General features: G+C 41.0%; 19 protein-coding genes and 2 tRNA genes. 11 read left to right on the top strand and 10 right to left on the bottom strand.

Going from position 1 to position 17,864, the window contains the following annotated elements; translation table 11 throughout:
* Positions 1–19: 19 nt before the first annotated feature.
* Positions 20–310 (top strand): YkvA family protein, encoded by a 291-nt coding sequence (locus DX933_RS01000; protein ID WP_123314613.1) that lies wholly within the window; start codon positions 20–22, stop codon positions 308–310.
* A gap of 535 nt (positions 311–845) precedes the next feature.
* Here DX933_RS01000 and DX933_RS00995 read toward each other — a convergent pair.
* The 4 genes from DX933_RS00995 to DX933_RS00980 form a co-directional block, all read right to left on the bottom strand.
* Positions 846–1,718: a dimethylarginine dimethylaminohydrolase family protein gene (locus DX933_RS00995; RefSeq protein ID WP_123314612.1), complete on the bottom strand. Its 873-nt coding sequence runs from the start codon at positions 1,716–1,718 to the stop codon at positions 846–848.
* A gap of 210 nt (positions 1,719–1,928) precedes the next feature.
* A complete protein-coding gene (locus DX933_RS00990; RefSeq protein ID WP_123314611.1) occupies positions 1,929–2,114 on the bottom strand; it encodes a hypothetical protein in 186 nt (61 codons plus the stop codon).
* 55 nt (positions 2,115–2,169) lie between these two features.
* Positions 2,170–3,132: an ABC transporter permease gene (locus DX933_RS00985; RefSeq protein WP_123314610.1), complete on the bottom strand. Its 963-nt coding sequence runs from the start codon at positions 3,130–3,132 to the stop codon at positions 2,170–2,172.
* Positions 3,125–4,054 carry an ABC transporter ATP-binding protein gene (locus DX933_RS00980; RefSeq protein ID WP_123314609.1) on the bottom strand — a complete coding sequence of 310 codons (930 nt, stop codon included), beginning with the start codon at positions 4,052–4,054 and terminating at the stop codon, positions 3,125–3,127. Before DX933_RS00980 ends, DX933_RS00985 begins: the two co-directional genes overlap by 8 nt.
* 153 nt (positions 4,055–4,207) lie before the next feature.
* On the opposite strand from DX933_RS00980, the gene DX933_RS00975 reads away from it, so the two are divergent.
* Both DX933_RS00975 and DX933_RS00970 read left to right on the top strand, forming a co-directional pair.
* A complete protein-coding gene (locus tag DX933_RS00975; RefSeq protein WP_123314608.1) occupies positions 4,208–5,362 on the top strand; it encodes a thiolase family protein in 1,155 nt (384 codons plus the stop codon).
* Between the two features lie 182 nt (positions 5,363–5,544).
* Positions 5,545–6,660: a CapA family protein gene (locus DX933_RS00970; protein WP_123314693.1), complete on the top strand. Its 1,116-nt coding sequence runs from the start codon at positions 5,545–5,547 to the stop codon at positions 6,658–6,660.
* Between the two features lie 52 nt (positions 6,661–6,712).
* Here DX933_RS00970 and DX933_RS00965 read toward each other — a convergent pair whose 3' ends face one another.
* Together DX933_RS00965 and DX933_RS00960 are read right to left on the bottom strand one after the other, a co-directional pair.
* Positions 6,713–7,411: a DUF1129 family protein gene (locus DX933_RS00965; protein WP_123314607.1), complete on the bottom strand. Its 699-nt coding sequence runs from the start codon at positions 7,409–7,411 to the stop codon at positions 6,713–6,715.
* Positions 7,408–7,743 carry a PadR family transcriptional regulator gene (locus DX933_RS00960; RefSeq protein WP_123314606.1) on the bottom strand — a complete coding sequence of 112 codons (336 nt, stop codon included), beginning with the start codon at positions 7,741–7,743 and terminating at the stop codon, positions 7,408–7,410. Before DX933_RS00960 ends, DX933_RS00965 begins: the two co-directional genes overlap by 4 nt.
* A 182-nt stretch (positions 7,744–7,925) precedes the next feature.
* Here DX933_RS00960 and DX933_RS00955 point away from each other — a divergent pair, with 182 nt between their 5' ends.
* Positions 7,926–8,741 (top strand): DUF368 domain-containing protein, encoded by an 816-nt coding sequence (locus DX933_RS00955; protein ID WP_123314605.1) that lies wholly within the window; start codon positions 7,926–7,928, stop codon positions 8,739–8,741.
* A gap of 59 nt (positions 8,742–8,800) precedes the next feature.
* Complete coding sequence (locus DX933_RS00950; protein WP_123314604.1) at positions 8,801–9,121, top strand: thioredoxin family protein; 321 nt, start codon at positions 8,801–8,803, stop codon at positions 9,119–9,121.
* On the opposite strand, the gene DX933_RS18235 is transcribed toward DX933_RS00950, so the two are convergent.
* Together DX933_RS18235 and DX933_RS00945 are read right to left on the bottom strand one after the other, a co-directional pair.
* The gene (locus tag DX933_RS18235; RefSeq protein ID WP_145962250.1) at positions 9,090–9,587 is read right to left on the bottom strand and encodes a hypothetical protein; all 498 of its coding nucleotides are present in this window, start codon (positions 9,585–9,587) and stop codon (positions 9,090–9,092) included. The genes DX933_RS00950 and DX933_RS18235 overlap by 32 nt on opposite strands.
* 8 nt (positions 9,588–9,595) lie before the next feature.
* Complete coding sequence (locus DX933_RS00945; protein WP_190279366.1) at positions 9,596–9,955, bottom strand: hypothetical protein; 360 nt, start codon at positions 9,953–9,955, stop codon at positions 9,596–9,598.
* Positions 9,956–9,991: 36 nt separating this feature from the next.
* Between DX933_RS00945 and DX933_RS00940 the strand changes: the two genes are divergently transcribed.
* The 3 genes from DX933_RS00940 to DX933_RS00930 all read left to right on the top strand — a co-directional run bounded on the left by DX933_RS00940 (position 9,992) and on the right by DX933_RS00930 (position 11,598).
* Positions 9,992–11,242 carry a multidrug effflux MFS transporter gene (locus tag DX933_RS00940; RefSeq protein ID WP_123314602.1) on the top strand — a complete coding sequence of 417 codons (1,251 nt, stop codon included), beginning with the start codon at positions 9,992–9,994 and terminating at the stop codon, positions 11,240–11,242.
* 135 nt (positions 11,243–11,377) lie between these two features.
* Positions 11,378–11,450 (top strand) — tRNA-Thr (locus tag DX933_RS00935).
* Between the two features lie 58 nt (positions 11,451–11,508).
* Positions 11,509–11,598: transfer RNA gene (locus DX933_RS00930), tRNA-Ser, on the top strand.
* Between the two features lie 44 nt (positions 11,599–11,642).
* Here the strand turns inward: DX933_RS00930 and DX933_RS00925 are convergent.
* Both DX933_RS00925 and DX933_RS00920 read right to left on the bottom strand, forming a co-directional pair.
* Positions 11,643–13,754: a heavy metal translocating P-type ATPase gene (locus tag DX933_RS00925; protein ID WP_123314601.1), complete on the bottom strand. Its 2,112-nt coding sequence runs from the start codon at positions 13,752–13,754 to the stop codon at positions 11,643–11,645.
* Between the two features lie 369 nt (positions 13,755–14,123).
* Complete coding sequence (locus tag DX933_RS00920) at positions 14,124–14,768, bottom strand: VOC family protein (RefSeq protein WP_123314600.1); 645 nt, start codon at positions 14,766–14,768, stop codon at positions 14,124–14,126.
* Between the two features lie 197 nt (positions 14,769–14,965).
* On the opposite strand from DX933_RS00920, the gene DX933_RS00915 reads away from it, so the two are divergent.
* From DX933_RS00915 to DX933_RS00905, 3 genes are all read left to right on the top strand, one after another.
* A complete protein-coding gene (locus DX933_RS00915; protein WP_123314599.1) occupies positions 14,966–15,661 on the top strand; it encodes a response regulator transcription factor in 696 nt (231 codons plus the stop codon).
* Entirely contained in the window at positions 15,658–17,016 is a 1,359-nt protein-coding gene (locus DX933_RS00910; protein ID WP_123314598.1) for a sensor histidine kinase, read from the top strand. The genes DX933_RS00915 and DX933_RS00910 overlap by 4 nt, the downstream gene beginning before the upstream one ends.
* A gap of 90 nt (positions 17,017–17,106) precedes the next feature.
* Positions 17,107–17,811, top strand: a complete 705-nt coding sequence (locus tag DX933_RS00905; RefSeq protein WP_123314597.1) for a PepSY domain-containing protein — start codon at positions 17,107–17,109, stop codon at positions 17,809–17,811.
* Positions 17,812–17,864: the final 53 nt, after the last annotated feature.

Below are 17,864 nucleotides of genomic sequence, written 5' to 3'. Positions count from 1 at the left end.
AAATTAGGAGAGGGCAACCATGAAAGCTATGATGAAAAGAATTCGTTTTTTGTTCACCTTGCACCGCTCGATACCGTTTATGTTTGATTTCTTTCGATCGCGGGAAATTTTCGGTTGGAAAAAGCTGCTGCTTTCTGGTTTGATCATCGGTTATATTTTATTTCCCTTTGATCTGATCCCGGATTTCATCCTATTCTTTGGCCTGTTAGATGATGCTGCAATGGCATTGTTGCTGCTGCAATTTATGGTAAAGCTTGCTCCCGAAACATTAAAGGAAAAGCATGGCATGAAACGTTCGAATCATAAATAAAAGATTCCATATATAACGATGGAGCGAATCAAGTGAAAGCTTGATTCGCTCCATTTTTGTATGATATTTTCTCACAGATTAACTGGCTGTAAGATCCCCCACTGCAGGAATTATTGTTGATAACAAGCAATGTAAGGGGGGATAAACAGCCAGTAAAGGCCTGATTGGTTCAACTAACAATCAGTGGGGAAAGTGCGAAAAACTCCACTGATTGAAGTTTCACTTTATCACAGATTAACTGGCTGTAAGCCCCCCACTGCAGGAATTATTGTTGATAACAAGCAATGTAAGGGGGGATAAACAGCCAGTAAAGGCCTGATTGGTTCAACTAACAATCAGTGGGGAAAGTGAGAAAATCTCCACTGATTGAAGTTTCACTTTATCACAGATTAACTGGCTGTAAGATCCCCCACTGCAGGAATTATTGTTGATAACAAGCAATGTAAGGGGGGATAAACAGCCAGTAAAGGCCTGATTGGTTCAACTAACAATCAGTGGGGAAAGTGCGAAAATCTCCACTGATTGAAGTTTCACTTTATTTTTCTCGCCATAGTGGTAATGTACAGCATCGGTAGGAACCGCCTGATTTAATGATTTCAGAAAATGGCGCCTCGATGACCTCATATTGATGTGCGCGCAATGCTGTATTAAGTCGCTCATTTTCAGGGAGGCTAATGACAGTTTGATTACCAATGGAAAGGACATTGGGCCCCATATGAAATTGTTCATCGTCCGTTACCTCAATACATGTATACGTCTCCTGCAACCGTTGACAGGCGGTTGGGTCAATTGCTGGTGGATGAATAAGTGCTGTGTTCGCGGAAATCAAATTAAATACACAATCGAGATGGAGTATATCATCCCGCAATGGAATTGGATAGATATCATAATCCGGAAGCTGTTGTGCAAGCAGAACAACTGCTTCCTTGGAAGTGCGTGAACTCAAACCAACCCAAATGGTTTTCCCATCCACAATGACATCGCCACCTTCTATTGTGCCGTTTGAAAGGCGATGGTAAGGGATTTGTAATTGCTTGAGCCAGTTGATCAGTACCTGTTCTTCCGATTGTCTCGTTTCTTCTTTTAGATTGGAAATAAATAGCTTATTGCCAATGGTAAAGCCGATATCCCGGGTGAAGACTTGTTCGGGAAGTGCTTGTTTTGCTTCTAAACTAATTACTTCTATCCCTCTTGATGTCAAAGTCTGTATCCATTCACGATGCTGTTGTTGAGCAATCGACGCATCCATTGCTTCCCCATCTTCTTCCAGATAATGTTCCTGTGTTTCATTAATGGCTTCTTCAATTCGCATAAATGCTGGAGGTACGACAATGACTTGCTTTAAGGTATCGTATTCATTGTCACATGAAATTTGTATACTTCGATTGGAAGGTATTGCATCATTCATCGTTTTATTAGTCCCCTTTAATTTTATCACAGATTGAAACTTCACTTTATTCGTGCATCATTCTTGTTGTACTCTAAATAGTATATACCCCAAATGTTAAAGTATTATGGCATGCATATTAAAAATGTTCATCGTATCTCGGATTTGTTGGTTGAAATAAAATAAAAAGCCTGCAGAGAATGCTACCCTGCAGGCGGAAAGAGGTGTCCCTTATTCTTTCGCATCAGACTTCTTCTTTTCATTGGGGATGTATTTTGTAAAATAGGCAGCTGCGATTAGTAACAAAAAAGCTAAACCCCACGTAACTATGCCGCTCCATTGCGTATCTATGCGTAGCCCGAAGATGAGAAGAAGGGCCGTTATAACTAAAAAAATAGCGGACAAGTAGCGTTTCATCCAATCACCTCGTTCTATATACCTGTTGCTTGTTTATGGAATGGACGCGCATCAATTAATTCCCAGCAACATCTCGCTTGGTGAAGACAATCCATGAGAGCGCCATAAAGATAATATAATACACCAATAGTACCATGATGGAAAAGGATAGTGTCATTCCTTCAATCCATGGTGTATAGCCTGGTGCATACTGCTGCAGGTCTGTATTGGCAAATAGAATGTATTTAGCCCAAGACCGTTCAGAAAACATCCCTACTATCGTTGAGCCGGCCATCATCAAGAATATAGCCGTACCAATAGCTAAGGAACTATTACGGAATACAGTGGAAATCATGAAAGCAAATGTGGCCATCATAACTAAATTAACGAGTCCATAGCCATACTCTGTCATAATTTGTTTCAAGGCAGACACATATTCCAAGCCTGTATTTGTGTCCAGTAAAATGTGAGGGCTCAGTCCTTCTACACCAAATGTAACTGCCCCAACAATAAAGGAAAAACCGAGCACAAATAAGAGGGTGAATGCTGCAAATAGTAAGACAGATACATATTTGGATAGTAATATTTGTGTTCGGGATATAGGGCGAATTAATAATAACTTAATGGTACCCCAACGATATTCATTGGCAATGATTCCGGCTGCAACGATAATTGTAAGCAGGCTGACAATAGATAATAAACCGGCATTTTCCAATACATATTGCCAAGCGCCATAGCCTGTCGGTTCGATATCATGCTCCAAATAATAATTATTTACCTCTATTTCATCCAAATTATAGGTAGTCAAGTATTGTTCATCCTCGCCGTATCCTTCATTTTCAGCGAGTAATTGTTCATTTTCCTGCTCCAGCTGTTCTCTCCAATTTGCATCATAGCCTTTATCCACATCCCCATAAACACTGGTCAGAAATGCTCCGCCAATGATTAATAAGGCTAAAATCGCATACATGACCCATGTGGATTTACGAATATATATTTTGTAGTTCTCATTGTAAATTAACTTTAGGAATCTATTCAATGATATTCTCTCCAATCAGGTCAAAAAATTTATCCTCCAGGGTTCCATTAGAAGCACCGATTTGATAGATGGATATATCCTGCTTCGTTAGTGCTTTTACAATAACTGGTATGTTCTCTTTATTTTCATCAAAGGATAAAGAGCTTCCATCCATTGCCGCAGCAGTAATTTGGAATTGTTCCTTTAATAACCGTGTGGCTGCATCGACTGGTTTGACCTCCATGACGATGCGCTGGACCGCTGATTCATCTGCATGATCTTTATCATGAACCCCTTGTATGGCGACTAGCTCTCCATTTTTGATAATCCCGATTCGATCACAGATTAATTCAATTTCTGAAAGGATATGACTGGAAATAATAACAGCTACATTTTCTTCTTCGGCAAGTTTTCTCATATATTTGCGGATTTCACGAATTCCTGCAGGGTCTAGTCCATTTGTTGGTTCATCTAAAATAAGAATAGCTGGGCGATGAAGCAATGCTTGTGCAATACCAAGGCGCTGTCGCATACCGAGAGAATACTTTCCAGCCTTTTCATGTATCGGTTTTTCAAGCCCAACCAGTGCAACTACCTCACGGATTCGCTCTTTCGTAATGCCTGGTATCATTCTTGCGTAATGCATCAGATTTTGCCAGCCTGTCATAAATGGATACATCTCTGGATTTTCAACGATTGCGCCGACTTCCCGTACAGCTGCTTTATAATCGGTAGTAATGCTTTTGCCGAGAATCCGTACATCACCTTCTGATAACTGCATTAGGCCAACCATCATCCGTATGGTCGTTGTTTTCCCAGCACCATTTGGACCAATAAATCCAAAAATTTCTCCGCGATGAATTGTAAAGGACAGTCCTTTTATAATTTCTTTTTTTCCAATTGTCTTTTTCACATTTACTAATTCCATTGCAACCTCTGACATGTTTCCCCTTCCTTTCTCCTACCGTCCTACCATACGAAAAAATAGGCAAAAAGGTTTCAAAAGAATATTTACATACCTCCGATAATGGTAGTGGCGGTATTGCAGGCAGCCCGTTATACTATAGATACAAAATAAGCGGAATGGGGTGTAGGAATGCGAGAGGTTGTCATCATAGATGGCTGCCGAACAGCAGTTGGGAAACGAAAGGGATCGTTACAGCATTATCGTTCTGATGAGCTGGCAGCGCGTGTGTTGGAGGGGTTGGTAAATCGGACATCGCTGGATTCGGGGCTCGTGGAAGATGTGATCTTAGGCTGTGTGACCCAGACAGGGGAGCAAGCTGGTAATGTTGCGAGAACGGCCGCATTGCTTGCTGGATTTCCAGTTCATGTTCCAGGGGTGACATTGGATCGACAATGCGGCTCTAGTCAGCAAGCGGTACATTTTGCAGCACAGGCGATTGCTTCGGGGGATATGGATATTGTCATAGCTGGCGGTGTGGAGAGCATGACACGTTCACCGATGTTTTCCAATATTGGCAAGGTGAAGCCTAGTGAAGCACTTCAAACCAAGTATGAGATTGTGAATCAAGGAGTTGCAGCAGAAAAAATAGCAGAAGCCTGGAGACTCTCTCGAACGGATTTGGATGCTTATGCATTAGCCAGTCATCAAAAGGCGATAGCGGCCATTGCTGCCGGACGTTTTGAAAATGAAATAATGTCGATTGATATTGTTGACGAGGCGGGAAAAACACAATCGTTTGCTGTAGATGAAGGACCGCGTGCGGATACAAGTTTGGAGAGATTAGCGGATCTCCAACCCGTTTTCCAAGATAATGGACGTGTGACTGCTGGAAACGCCAGTCAGATGAGCGATGGAGCTAGCGCTGTGTTATTGATGTCTCGAGAACGAGCAGAAGTCCTTGGATTAAAACCACGTGCGAGGATTATTGCGAGGTCAGTTACAGGTTCTGATCCAACCTTGATGTTAACGGGGCCTATAGCCGCTACGCAGCAGGTTTTGAAAAAGGCAAATTTGGGAATGAAAGATATGGATTTATATGAAGTAAATGAAGCCTTTGCCTCTGTTCCTCTTGCTTGGCTGAAGGATACCGGTGCGGACCCTGACAAGCTGAATGTGAATGGTGGTGCAATTGCACTTGGCCATCCGCTTGGGGCAACTGGTACGAAACTATTTGTGACGTTACTAAATGAATTAGAACGGGTAAAGGGTAAATATGGGTTAGTTGCAATTTGTGAAGGAATGGGAATGGCAAATGCAACGATTATAGAGCGGCTGGAAAATTAGCCGCATCTAAGAAATATAAAAACTGAATATCCACGCTTGCGTAAATGATTTTCTATTTGAAACTTGTAATGATGTACGGGGATTCGCATGTAGAAATTGCCGCATCCTGTGGGAGTTAATAGGTGGTGTGACCATTGATAAACAAGACATTATATTTTTGCCTCCTTATATTGGTTCCAATTATGCTCATAGGCTGTGCTGAACAAATAGAAGAGCCGACAAAATACGCGACAGACCATGAAGGCATACAGGCAGCAGAACGGCAAACGAAAGAAATAAAACGTAAAGAAACAGAAATAACACTTGCGGCAATTGGTGATATGCTGATTCATTCCCCAGTATATCAGGATGCCAAAACAAAAGACGGTTATGATTTTACACCAATGCTTTCTTTAGTTAGGCCATTTTTGGAGGATACAACGATCTCGATTGCCAATCAAGAAACAATGATTGGCGGGGAAGAGTTGGGGTTATCATCATATCCTGCATTTAATAGTCCTTTTGAAGTTGGTGATGCTTTAAAGTCGGTTGGTGTTGATGTTGTTTCTTTAGCCAATAATCATACGTTGGACAGGGGCGAAGAAGCCATCCAACGGGCCATCTCCCACTGGGAACAAATTGATATGATGTATACTGGTGCGTACAAAAATGAAAAAGATCGGGATTCCATACGCGTGTATGAAACCGAAGAAGGAATGTCACTTGCATTTTTATCCTATACGTATGGAACGAATGGGATTCCCGTTCCATTAGAAAAAGCGTTTTTGGTCAATATAATTGAGAAAGAACGAATGGCTGCTGAAATTGAAGAAGCAAAATCCAAAGCCGATGTGATTGTGTTAAGCCTGCATTTTGGTAATGAATATGAGCGGATGCCAAATGCGGAACAAAAGGACCTCGTTCAATTTGCAGCAGATCACGGTGTCCATTTGGTAATTGGACATCATCCACACGTGCTTCAGCCGGTTGATTGGGTGGAAGGAAAGGACGGCAACCAAACCTTTGTCGTTTATTCGTTGGGAAACTTTTTATCCAATCAAGATGGGCTATATAAACGAATCGGCGGAATCTTACAGGTGACGATTGCCAAGACCGAAGAGGGCAGATCGAAGACGATAGAAGTGAAACAGCCTACTTTTATTCCGACCTATGTTACGCGAAGTGAAAAGCATACGAATTTTAAAATTGTCCCTATGTACCAATTGAGTAACAGTCAACTACCCGGCTTTGTGGCATATTATCAGGAAATCAAATCACATATGTCCCAATGGGTTCCAGAACTGAAGTTTGTTGAATGACAAGCATGACGGAGCATCTGCCAATAGGATAATGGCAGGTGCTCCGTTTGGATTATGGAAGAATATGCAGCTTTTTATTTAAAATCATAGAAACGAGATAAAGCAGGGCACCAATGACGGCAAAGCTAAGCAATGGAATGTGAAAGCTTGCGCCAAAATCTGGAATTGGTAGTATGAGAGGAATGGCAATCCAAGCACCGATACATAATGAACAAATGATCCATGTATAAAGGAATGAGACGGTATTGCTACGCTTATTTTCCTTGAATGTACTGCTTTTAATCCACTTCAGAATGAGATGGATAATGATGTATAGTAATAATAGATTGATAAGGATTCGAATACTTCCATAGCCTATGTTGATCTTGTACGCTGCTGTGCTGAGCTGGAAAAAGTAATGCAAGGCAAAACCAAGTAAACCATGTACAAGACTAATAATAGCTAGAAATTGCAGAACGATATAGGCAATAAAGAATCCAGTTGTTTTTTTGCTTTCACTAGGAATTTCATCTAATAATTCCTGACAAAATGCTTTTGGGTCATCCCCGAAAACCATTGCTGCTGGTTTATTTTCAGCTTGTGCTATCAGCAGATGGTCTAAAATTTCAAGCAATACTTCCTCTGTTTGCTGCTCGTCTTTTCTTGTATTTAACCGAACATAGACGAGCATATCCTCATAGAGCTTCAGATTTTCTTCATTCAGACGTTTTCTTTTTTCATTGTTTAATTGAATCATTTCCTTCGTTCTCATGTTTCCTCTCCTCCTTTATCAATGATTTTATCTACTGGTTGTTTGATGGCTTCCCAATTGGCAATAAACTGCTGAAGCGCGGCTTTTCCTTCCTCCGTCAGGTGATAGTATTTTCGCTTTGGACCAGCCTCTGATTTAATCATCTCACCAATAATTAATTTTTCCTTTTGCAGGCGAATGAGAATCGGATAAATGGACCCCTCACTCACATCGGATAGGCCAAATTTTTGCAGCTTCATAGAGAGCTCATATCCATAGGTTGGTTGCATATGAATGATGGAAAGTATACAACCTTCTAAAATCCCTTTTAACAACTGACTTCGAATGGACATAGATAAATACACCTGCCTTGCTATACAAGATAGTGTTTTAAAAATATACTACCTTGCATTGCAAAGTAGCTTAACATCATTATAGGAAATATAGATACTCATTGCAAGCATTTTTTGGTATGATATTTTTATGTGATAAAATAAACTGTTAACGCATGTGTAACCAAAGGAGTCTATCACGCATGGAATGGAAAAATGTTTATAGAGGTTTTTTAATGGGGGCAAGTGATGTCATCCCTGGAGTTAGTGGGGGGACCATTGCTGTTCTGTTAGGAATTTACGATCGGTTAATCGCCGCAATAAGCGGTTTATTAAGTAAAGACTGGAAAAAGCAACTTAGCTTTCTAATTCCGCTGGGAGTTGGTGTAGCGACCGCTGTTCTACTTATGAGCAGGGTAATAGAATGGTTGTTTATTCATTATCCTGGTCCAACTAAATTTTTCTTCTTAGGGCTCATTATTGGCATTTTACCGTATTTATTTGAACAAGCAGATGCCAAACGTTCCTTTAAGACGAATCATTATCTATTGTTATTGATTGGGGTAATCGCCGTTGGGTCACTCGCTTTTTTAAATCCAACAGAAGGAGACATTATTACAAACGTCACAACCTCCACGTATATTTTGTTGTTCTTTTCAGGAATTGCTGGCAGTGCCGCTATGATTCTTCCAGGTATTAGCGGTTCCTTTATGCTGCTTGTAATTGGTGTTTATTCAACTGTCATTAGTGCCATTAGTAATCTGCAATTAGATATTATGGCAGTAACCGGGGCTGGCATTGTGATTGGTTTAGTAACCATGACAAAAATCATTGATTACTTTTTGAAATCTTTTTACACAGCCACATTTGCAATTATTATCGGCTTTGTTATCGGCTCAATCGCTGTTGTATTCCCAGGCTGGCCGGCAACAACCGGGATGATGCTGCTAAGTATCGGTACCTTTGCATTGGGACTACTCGTCGCGTTTATTCTCAGTAGAGTGGAGTACAAGGAATAGGCATATCCCGCTTAAATATGGGGAGAACGTGATAGAATAGGAGTAGGAGGATGATTAGAATGGAAGCAATTCAAACAGAAGCACAATTTAAAGACATCATACAAAGTGACAAGCCAGTGATTATTAAATTTTACGCCAATTGGTGCCCGGACTGTAAAAGAATGGACATGTTCATTGATGACGTAATGAAGGAATTTAATAACTACAGCTGGTATGAAGTGAATACAGATGAAATCGAAGGCATTGCAGCCACCTATGAAGTGATGGGAATTCCAAGTATTTTAATTTTCCAAAATGGTGAAAAGAAGGCACACCAGCACAGTGCCTATACGAAAACACCAGAATCGGTTATCGACTTTCTACATCAGCAGCTCGGCTAAAAATATAGCGCTGAACGAATTTCGTGCGGAAGCCGCGCGAGCCACGCAAGACGGTGGTTCGCCAAGGCTTCCGTACGTTTTTATTTAGGTGAAGACCAGCCTGTGACTTCATCGTTCTATAAAACTTTTTTGCGAAGAACCGGAAATGAAACAAAATTGGCTGAACCGTCAAAAAATCCGGTGTGAGCGTCTGAAAACTAAACGGAAGTGCTTGAATCGTCAAAAAATCTGATGCGCGAGCCTGAAAACTAAACGAAAGCACTCGAACCGTCAAAAAATTTGGCATGAAAGTCTGAAAACTAAACGGAAGCGCTCGAACCGTCAAAAAATCTGGTGTGAGCGTCTGAAAACTAAACGAAAGTGCTTGAATCGTCAAAAAATCCGGTGTGAGCGTCTGAAAACTAAACGAAAGTGCTTGAATCGTCAAAAAATCCGTTGCGCGAGCCTGAAAACTAAACGAAAGCACTCGAACCGTCAAAAATCCGATGCACGAGCCTGAAAACTAAACGGAAATGCTCGAACCGTCAAAAAATCCGTTGCGCGAGCCTGAAAATTAAACGAAAGTGCTTGAACCGTCAAAAAATCCGTTGCTCGAGCCTGAAAACTAAACGAAAGCGCTCGAACCGTCAAAAAATCCGTTGCTCGAGCCTGAAAACTAAACGGAAGCGCTCGAACCGTCAAAAAATCCGTTGCGCGATCCTGAAAACTAAACGAAAGTGCTTGAATCGTCAAAAAATCCGATGCACGAGCCTGAAAACTAAACGATAGCGCCCAAACCGTCAAAAAATTTGGCATGAGCATCGGAAAATGAAACGCAATACGAAATCTTGTCATCATTTATTTGTGTGAAATAGAGAGGAAAGTCAATATATGAGTCAACCAGAACAACAGTCATTTGATCAAGTGAATCCCGAGTCATTTCGCAGGCTGTGGCTTGTCTTGATATTAGGATCTTTAACGGCATTTGGGCCATTGTCAATGGATATGTATTTACCGGCATTGCCTGTCGTAACCATTGAATTACATACTTCAGCATCACTTGCACAGTTAAGTATAACTGCGTGCTTACTTGGGTTAGCAGTGGGACAGCTTTTATTTGGGCCGCTCAGTGATATCCAAGGCAGAAGGCGGCCGCTTTTAACGACATTGGTTGTCTACGCTGTCGCTTCTGTGTTATGTGCATTTAGCCCAACCATTTGGCTTTTCATTGCGATGCGATTTATTCAAGGATTTGCTGGAGCAGCGGGCATTGTCATCGCTAGGGCCTCGGCAAAGGACATGTATGAGGGGAAGGAATTAACGAAGTTTATCGCTTTGCTCGCGCTTGTGAACGGTGCGGCACCTATTTTGGCACCGATTTTTGGTGGGATTATTTTAAAATGGATTGCTTGGCCAGCGATATTTATTATTTTAGGTATCATTGGTGTGGCTATGTTTTTGGCAGTTCAATTCACATTACCGGAAACATTGCCAGTTGAAAAACGGCAGCAAGGCGACCTGCTGGCAACGGTCAAGACCTTTGCTGATTTATTGAAGGACCGTGTATTTATGGGGATTGCCTTAAGTCAGGCGCTTATTTCCATGGGGATGTTTGCTTATATATCAGGATCGCCATTTGTGTTACAAAATGTGTATGGTGTGTCAGCCCAGACCTTTTCTATTATCTTTGCCATCAATGGGGTTGGCATTATTATTGCTGCCCAGCTGACAGGCAGGCTTGCTTTTCGAATGCAGGAAAAACAATTATTATTGACCGGTATTTTAATCGCGGTAACTGGCGGGACATTATTTCTGACCGTTGTTATGCTCGAACTGCCATTATGGCTTCTACTCATAGCATTATTTCTTGTTGTTTCCAGTGTGGGGATGGTTAGTACTACTTCCTTTTCGATGGGGATGGAGCGCCAAGGTAAACATGCAGGAAGTGCATCCGCATTTCTCGGGATACTTCCATTTGGCGGTGGGGCACTTGTATCTCCATTGGTTGGTTTAGGTGGCGATTATACCGCTATTCCAATGGCCATTACAATTTTTTGTTGTGTAATTCTTGGTTTGCTTGTCTTTTTGGGGATGGTCAAGGATACAAATCCAGCAGCTGATATGTCCAACGTCATAAATTAAAGTGGTGGATGACATTGAAATATCGCTTCTGTGTATATCAAAAGATACACATCATTGTTACAAAAAGTTTAAATTTGGCAGCAAAAAATACTTGAGATTTACAATGTACAGGAGTATGATTTTATATGTAAATAAGCTGGTGTAGCACAGGTGGTAGTGCACTTCACTCGTAATGAAGGGGTCGGGGGTTCAAATCCTCTCACCAGCATTTAGATGAAAAAAGAGCATCCTTGCGTGGGATGCTTTTCCCAATGGGGAGTATATTTGGAGAAGTACCCAAGCCCGGCTGAAGGGGATGCACTCGAAATGCATTAGGACGGTTTCCCGTCGCGTGGGTTCGAATCCCACCTTCTCCGCTAAAAAAAGAGACTTGCAGGCAATGATGCGTGCAAGTCTCTTTTTAGATTCCTTTTTTTCTGAGTAAGCGGAGGGCGTTGAGTGTGACAAGCAGTGTAGCGCCCATGTCGGAAAATATAGCAATCCATAAGGTGAGCCATCCAGGAATGACGAGTAACAATGCAATTAGCTTCATTCCAATCGCAAAGGCAATGTTTTGCTTGATAATCGTCAATGCTCTTCGGCTCAGTTGGACAGTAAATGGCAGTTTTTTCAGGTCGTCACCCATCAATGCTACATCTGCAGTTTCAAGTGCACTATCTGTTCCAGCTGTTCCCATTGCAATTCCGACTGTAGCCGCTGCCAATGCGGGTGTATCATTGATTCCATCCCCAACCATGGCAATCGGACCATTCCTCTGCTCATATTGTTTAATGAAATCCATTTTCTCTGCTGGCATTAATCCAGCTTTTACATCCGTAATTGCTAATTCATCGGTTAGCGCATGTGCTGTTTCCGGATGGTCTCCTGTCAGCATAAAGGAATGCTGGATGCCGAGCTGATGCAATCGGCTAATAACAGCTTTACTTTCCTTTCTTGGTTCATCCCGCAGCGCAACAGCTAAAAGGATTTCTGTCGCTGTACCTAAGAGCATGATGGTTTTTCCGGCGGCCTGAAATGCGGAAATAGAAGTAGCTATTTCATCCAGCTGCTTCTGTAAGCCAAGTTCCGCGAATAGCTTTGGTGATCCGGCATAAATTATCTCGCCATTCATCATCCCATGGATTCCTTTCCCCTGTAAGGAGGAAAAATGATCTACTTGAACCCTCTTATAAGGGATATGATTTGTTTCGGCATGGGCTAAAATGGCCTTTGCCAAAGGGTGCTGAGACTTATTTTCCAAAGCAGCAAGCATGCTAAAAGCTTGAGCCGGATCATCGGTAAAATAAACTGTATCCGTTACATGTGGTTCCCCCATCGTAAGGGTTCCTGTCTTGTCAAAAGCAATGGAATGAATATGTCCGATTTCCTCTAAATAAATTCCGCCCTTAATCAAGACACCATTGCGTGCAGCAGTTCCAATTGCAGTGACAATGGCCACCGGCGTTGATATGACAAGCGCACATGGACAGCCTACAACAAGTATGGCCAGTCCCTGATATACCCATGTGCTCCAGTTTCCAGTTAAGAGCGATGGAATGATTGCTGTAAGCAGGGCGATAACCATGATAATTGGTGTATAATATGCTGCAAAACGATCAACAAATGCTTGGGATGGCGCCCGTTCCGCTTGTGCCTCTTCCACAAGGTGAATGATTTTTGCTATCGTTGTATCCTTCGCTAGCTTGGTAACCTTTATTTCCAAAAATCCATCCTGATTCATGGTACCCGCAAACACCGTATCATCTGGGTTCTTTTCCACTGGTATGGATTCCCCTGTTATAGGTGCTTGGTTAATTGCGGAGACACCATGCATCACAACGCCATCCATGGCCAATTTTTCCCCAGGTTTAACGAGCATGATATCACCAATTTGAATATCAGCAATATCCATTAATTGTTCTGTTCCGTGACGTTTAATGAGCGCCTGTTTTGGTGCGATTCCCATCAATGCTTGAATGGATTGACGTGCTTTATCCATGGAATATGCTTCCAGCGCCTCACTGATAGCAAATAAAATAACGACAATTGCTGCCTCTTGCCATTCTCCGATGATCGCTGCACCAATAACGGCGATGGTCATCAATGTTTTCATATCAAATCTTAGCCTGGTCAGATTAACGATTCCTGCTCGAAATAAATTGATTCCACCAATTAAAATAGCAGCAGCAAGTAATAGGGTGGTTGCAATTTTACTTATTCCAGTCCAATGGATAAATATAAAAGCAGCTGTAATGAGCATGGATGCAAAAACAAGTCGGAAATGTCGCAATAAAAATGGTTCTTGCTGATCGACATCAAACCCATCTTCGTGGATGACTTTGATATTTTCAAAAGCACCTGCTTTTTCAATGTCTTTTACAGTAGCTTCACCCAACACGGAAACCTTGGAAGCAGCGAAATTTACCTTTGCTTGTTCCACTGCTTTCAAACGCTTAATATTATTTTCGAATGTCTTTGCACAGTTGGCACAGCTCATGCCCTGTACACGAAACACCTGTTCCTTACTTGACATGAACAGTACACTCCTTCATATGTGTAAATGCTTGTTGAATCCAGGTATGCCACGTGAATCCATTAGCGTATCACGGATCAACTTTCCTTCCCACTGGCAATCACAATGCCTGTTCGATGAAGCGGACGTAAAAAGGTGATTTTATCTTTGTAGGCAAGGTTCACTTCATTTATATCTAAACGCATCACGAACACCTCTAACGAAACATTCAAATGTATATTTGATTATAGTATAGGTGGTTGGATTGTCAATCGGACATTTGCCTCTATTTGGCCTGAGTTATAGGCCGGTTAACTAAGAGCGAAACAACGGAGAATGGATACTTTGATGTAATAAAAAAAGCCCCCAGCAGCTGCTGGAGGTTCTTCACTATTCAAGTTTAAAGGTAAATTCATCAGAATCGTGGAAGGTAATTTTTGCATTTTGCAGAGAAAGCTGGTTTTTTAATAGCTTTCTTTGGCGAATCTGATAAATATGACTGAATTGATCTATGTCGATTCCGTTATATTCAATAGAAGTTATTGCCTGTGGATTTAAAATGCTCATATCCATTTCCTTGTGGTTCTCATCCCATTCAATTAGAAAAGGTAGCGTCTCTTGCTCGTAATCGTATTGTGGAAATAGCATCCGCCATTTGAGTAAGGTTCCATCGGGCTTTTCTCTTTCTCCAGAAAATGGACCACTAAATGGAATTCCTTCTTCCATGAAATGCTGAACATACTGATCCATATCTGTTGTTCGTAATGCAAATTGGAATGGGCCTGCCTTTTTTTGCTCTAGCTGATGGACAAGATGCTTAATCAATGGGTTTGTTGCATGCTTTGCTTTTTCCTCATCTGTAACAGCAAGCCACTCCAAGTAGCTATCATTTGAGAAGTAAGCTAAATAATTATTGGTACCCCAGTTTTCATGCTCGCCACCTTTAATTGCTTTAATGGGGAGCTGTCGCCCATATTTTTCACTCGTTTGTTCAACCTCTAGTCCACAAACGACGATATGGTCAAGTGCCAGCATACGAATCAACTCCAATCCTAGTTTGCTTCAAACTATTACTTTACTATACCCCTTAGAAAATAAATGGTGCAAGGAAAATAACCTCAAATGATGGAGTGTAAATATATCACGAAAGCGGAAAAATTTGTTACACTTTAGAAAAGTAATGTTAAAACAGCATTGGCATATTGGAAAATTTTAAAAGCAGGTGAAAAGTAATGACAGAACCGGTCATACTAATTGTAGAAGATGAACAGAAATTAAGCAGGGTACTACAATTGGAATTGGAATATGAAAATTATCAAACAGAGATTGCTGATAATGGCAAGGATGCGCTTCGACTGATGGAAGAAAAAAACTGGGACTTGGTTTTGCTCGACATCATGCTTCCTGAATTAAGTGGACTGGAGGTGTTGAGAAGAGTGAGACGAAATGATGAAGATACTCCCATCATTTTACTCACTGCGCGAGATCAGGTATATGATAAGGTGAGTGGTTTGGATCAAGGGGCAAATGATTACATTACGAAACCATTTCAAATTGAAGAGCTTCTGGCAAGAATTCGGGTACATCTCCGAAAGAAACCGGCAGCTTCCACAGTACAAACTGATAAACTTGTTGTTGGTGATTTGTCAGTTGACATTAATAGTCGTGATGTCATTCGGGAAGGAATAGATATCGAGCTGACACCACGAGAATTTGATTTGCTCGTTTATTTACTTAAAAATAAAAACATCGTACTTACACGTGAACAACTGATTGAACAGGTCTGGGGCTTTGACTATTTTGGGGAGACAAATGTGGTGGACGTATATATCCGCTATCTGCGTCAAAAAATTGATAACGGATTTACGCAACCATACATTCAAACTGTAAGAGGTGTAGGATATACGATAAAGGACGTAGACGGATGAAGCTGCAAACGAAAATCCAGTTATTTTCCTGCATATTTTTGCTTATTTTAATTGTGTTGACGAATACAGCTATATATTTTTTATATTATAAGCTATCAACGGACAGTGAGCTGGATCAGCTTGCTGCCCATACAGATACAATAATTACTGAGTTAAATAAAAATACAGAGGTGCCTGAGAAAGAATTGTTGAAGGCCTATGTACCAAATGATGGTATGATTCGCGTGATTGGAAAGGACTCGGAACCAATTCTAGGAACCTTAACAAAAAACGAGGCTTACAGCAAATTAAACAGTGCCTTTGAGACATCAGAAAAAAGAACCATTAATAAAAAAATTGCACCGGAGCACGTGGCAGTGATTTCAAAACCGATTATTTGGGATGATGGGGAAATTGTCACCCTTCAGGTTTCCAAGCATTTAATCGTGCTTAAGGAGCATATGCACACGCTCTTCTTCGTATTAATGATTGCTTCTCTGTTTATTTTGATACCTACTATTATCGGTGCCAATGTGTTAAGTCGTTTTCTGCTGCATCCAATTAAAGAGTTGACCCAAGCGATGCGAGAGAATATGAAGCAAGGACATTGGAAAAAAATTGACGTGCAGGCTAGCCAGTCAAAAGATGAGTTATATGAAATGGAAATGACATTTAACGATATGATTGACGAGCTTCAGGAAACCTTTATGAAACAGGAAGTATTTGTATCCGATGCTTCCCATGAGCTGAAAACACCGATATCTATTGTAAAGAGCTATGCCCAATTATTGGAAAGACGTGGACTGGAAAAACCGGAACTATTCACAGAGTCGGTGCAGGCCATTGATTCAGAAGCGGATCGGATGCAGAAGCTGGTCGAGCAAATGCTGCAGCTTGCCAAAAATCAACAGAAAACAGATTTTGTAGAGGTTGATTTTACCTCTATTTGTACAGAGGCCGTGAAGACGTTTCAGGGGGCCTACACGAGGGAAATTAGGTATGATGGTGAAGAGGATGTTCTGGTATTGGGCAACCCAGACCAGTTGAAACAAATTGTTTATATCCTAATTGACAATGCACTAAAATATAGCGCTGAATCCATTGATGTTTCCTTGGAAATCTCGAACCAATCGACAGTCATATTGCGTGTAACGGATCATGGGGAAGGAATTCCAGTGGAAGATCAAAAGCGGATATTTGATCGTTTTTATCGTATGGATAAGGCGAGGAGCAGGGAAACTGGTGGTACTGGACTTGGCCTGCCAATTGCTAAAGCAATCAGTCAGGCACACCATGGCGATTTATCCGTAACAAGTCAGATTGGTTCTGGATCGACATTCACCTTCCAGTTGCCATTTATGAAAGAAGCAACATGATTTTCTCATTGATTTCTAATCTTATTCACATAGGACTTTTATCCTTCTTCGTTAAGATGTAATCAATAGGAATTTCAAGGAGGAAATAACATGAAAAAGAAACTAAGCTTAGCCATCGGAATTGTTGCTGCAGCCGCAATTTTGGGACTTGGAATATATCATTCAGATGCTTCACAAACGGAACCAAAGTTAAGTAAAGCAGACATTAAAACAATGCTAGCAAATCAGTACCCAGGAGAAATAACCAGTTTTGAGCTGGATCGTGATTTTAATAAGTCTGTTTATGAAGTAGAAATCGAAGGTAAGAACAAGGCTTACGATTTAACATTAGATGCTGATACTGGTGAAGTGCTGAAAATAGACGAAAAAACCATTGCGACAAATGACAAGGAACAAGATGATTCATTAGTTGTTCGTGAAAAAGAGGAAGCGAAACAAAAAGAACAGGAAAAACAAAAAGAAATAGAGAAAAAAGAAGCTGCTAAGAAAAAAGCAGAGGAGAAGAAAAAGCAAGAACAAGCAAAGAAAAAACAAGAGCAATTAGCCAAAAAGAAAGAACAGCAGGCTAAAAGAGAAGAACAAAAGAAACAAAATAATTCTAAGGTAGCTATTAGTGTACAAGAAGCTGCAGATATTGCACAAAAAGCCTTCCCAGGAACAATAACAGAACTAGAGCTAGACGAAGAAGATGGACGTTACATTTATGAAATAGAAATGGAAGCAGGCGATCGAGAAGCAGAGCTCGAAATTGACGCCATGACCGGCGAAGTAATCATAATGGAAATAGATGATTAGAACAAAAGCGCCATCGCCCGTTAAGCAATTTAAAAAAGAGCTGTTCCAGCATA

Origin of the sequence: Ornithinibacillus gellani (assembly GCF_003730295.1) — a bacterium.
GTDB lineage: Bacteria > Bacillota > Bacilli > Bacillales > Amphibacillaceae > Ornithinibacillus_A > Ornithinibacillus_A gellani.
The sequence above is the reverse complement of the archived record's forward strand: the minus strand, read 5'-3'. Positions and strand labels throughout refer to the sequence as shown.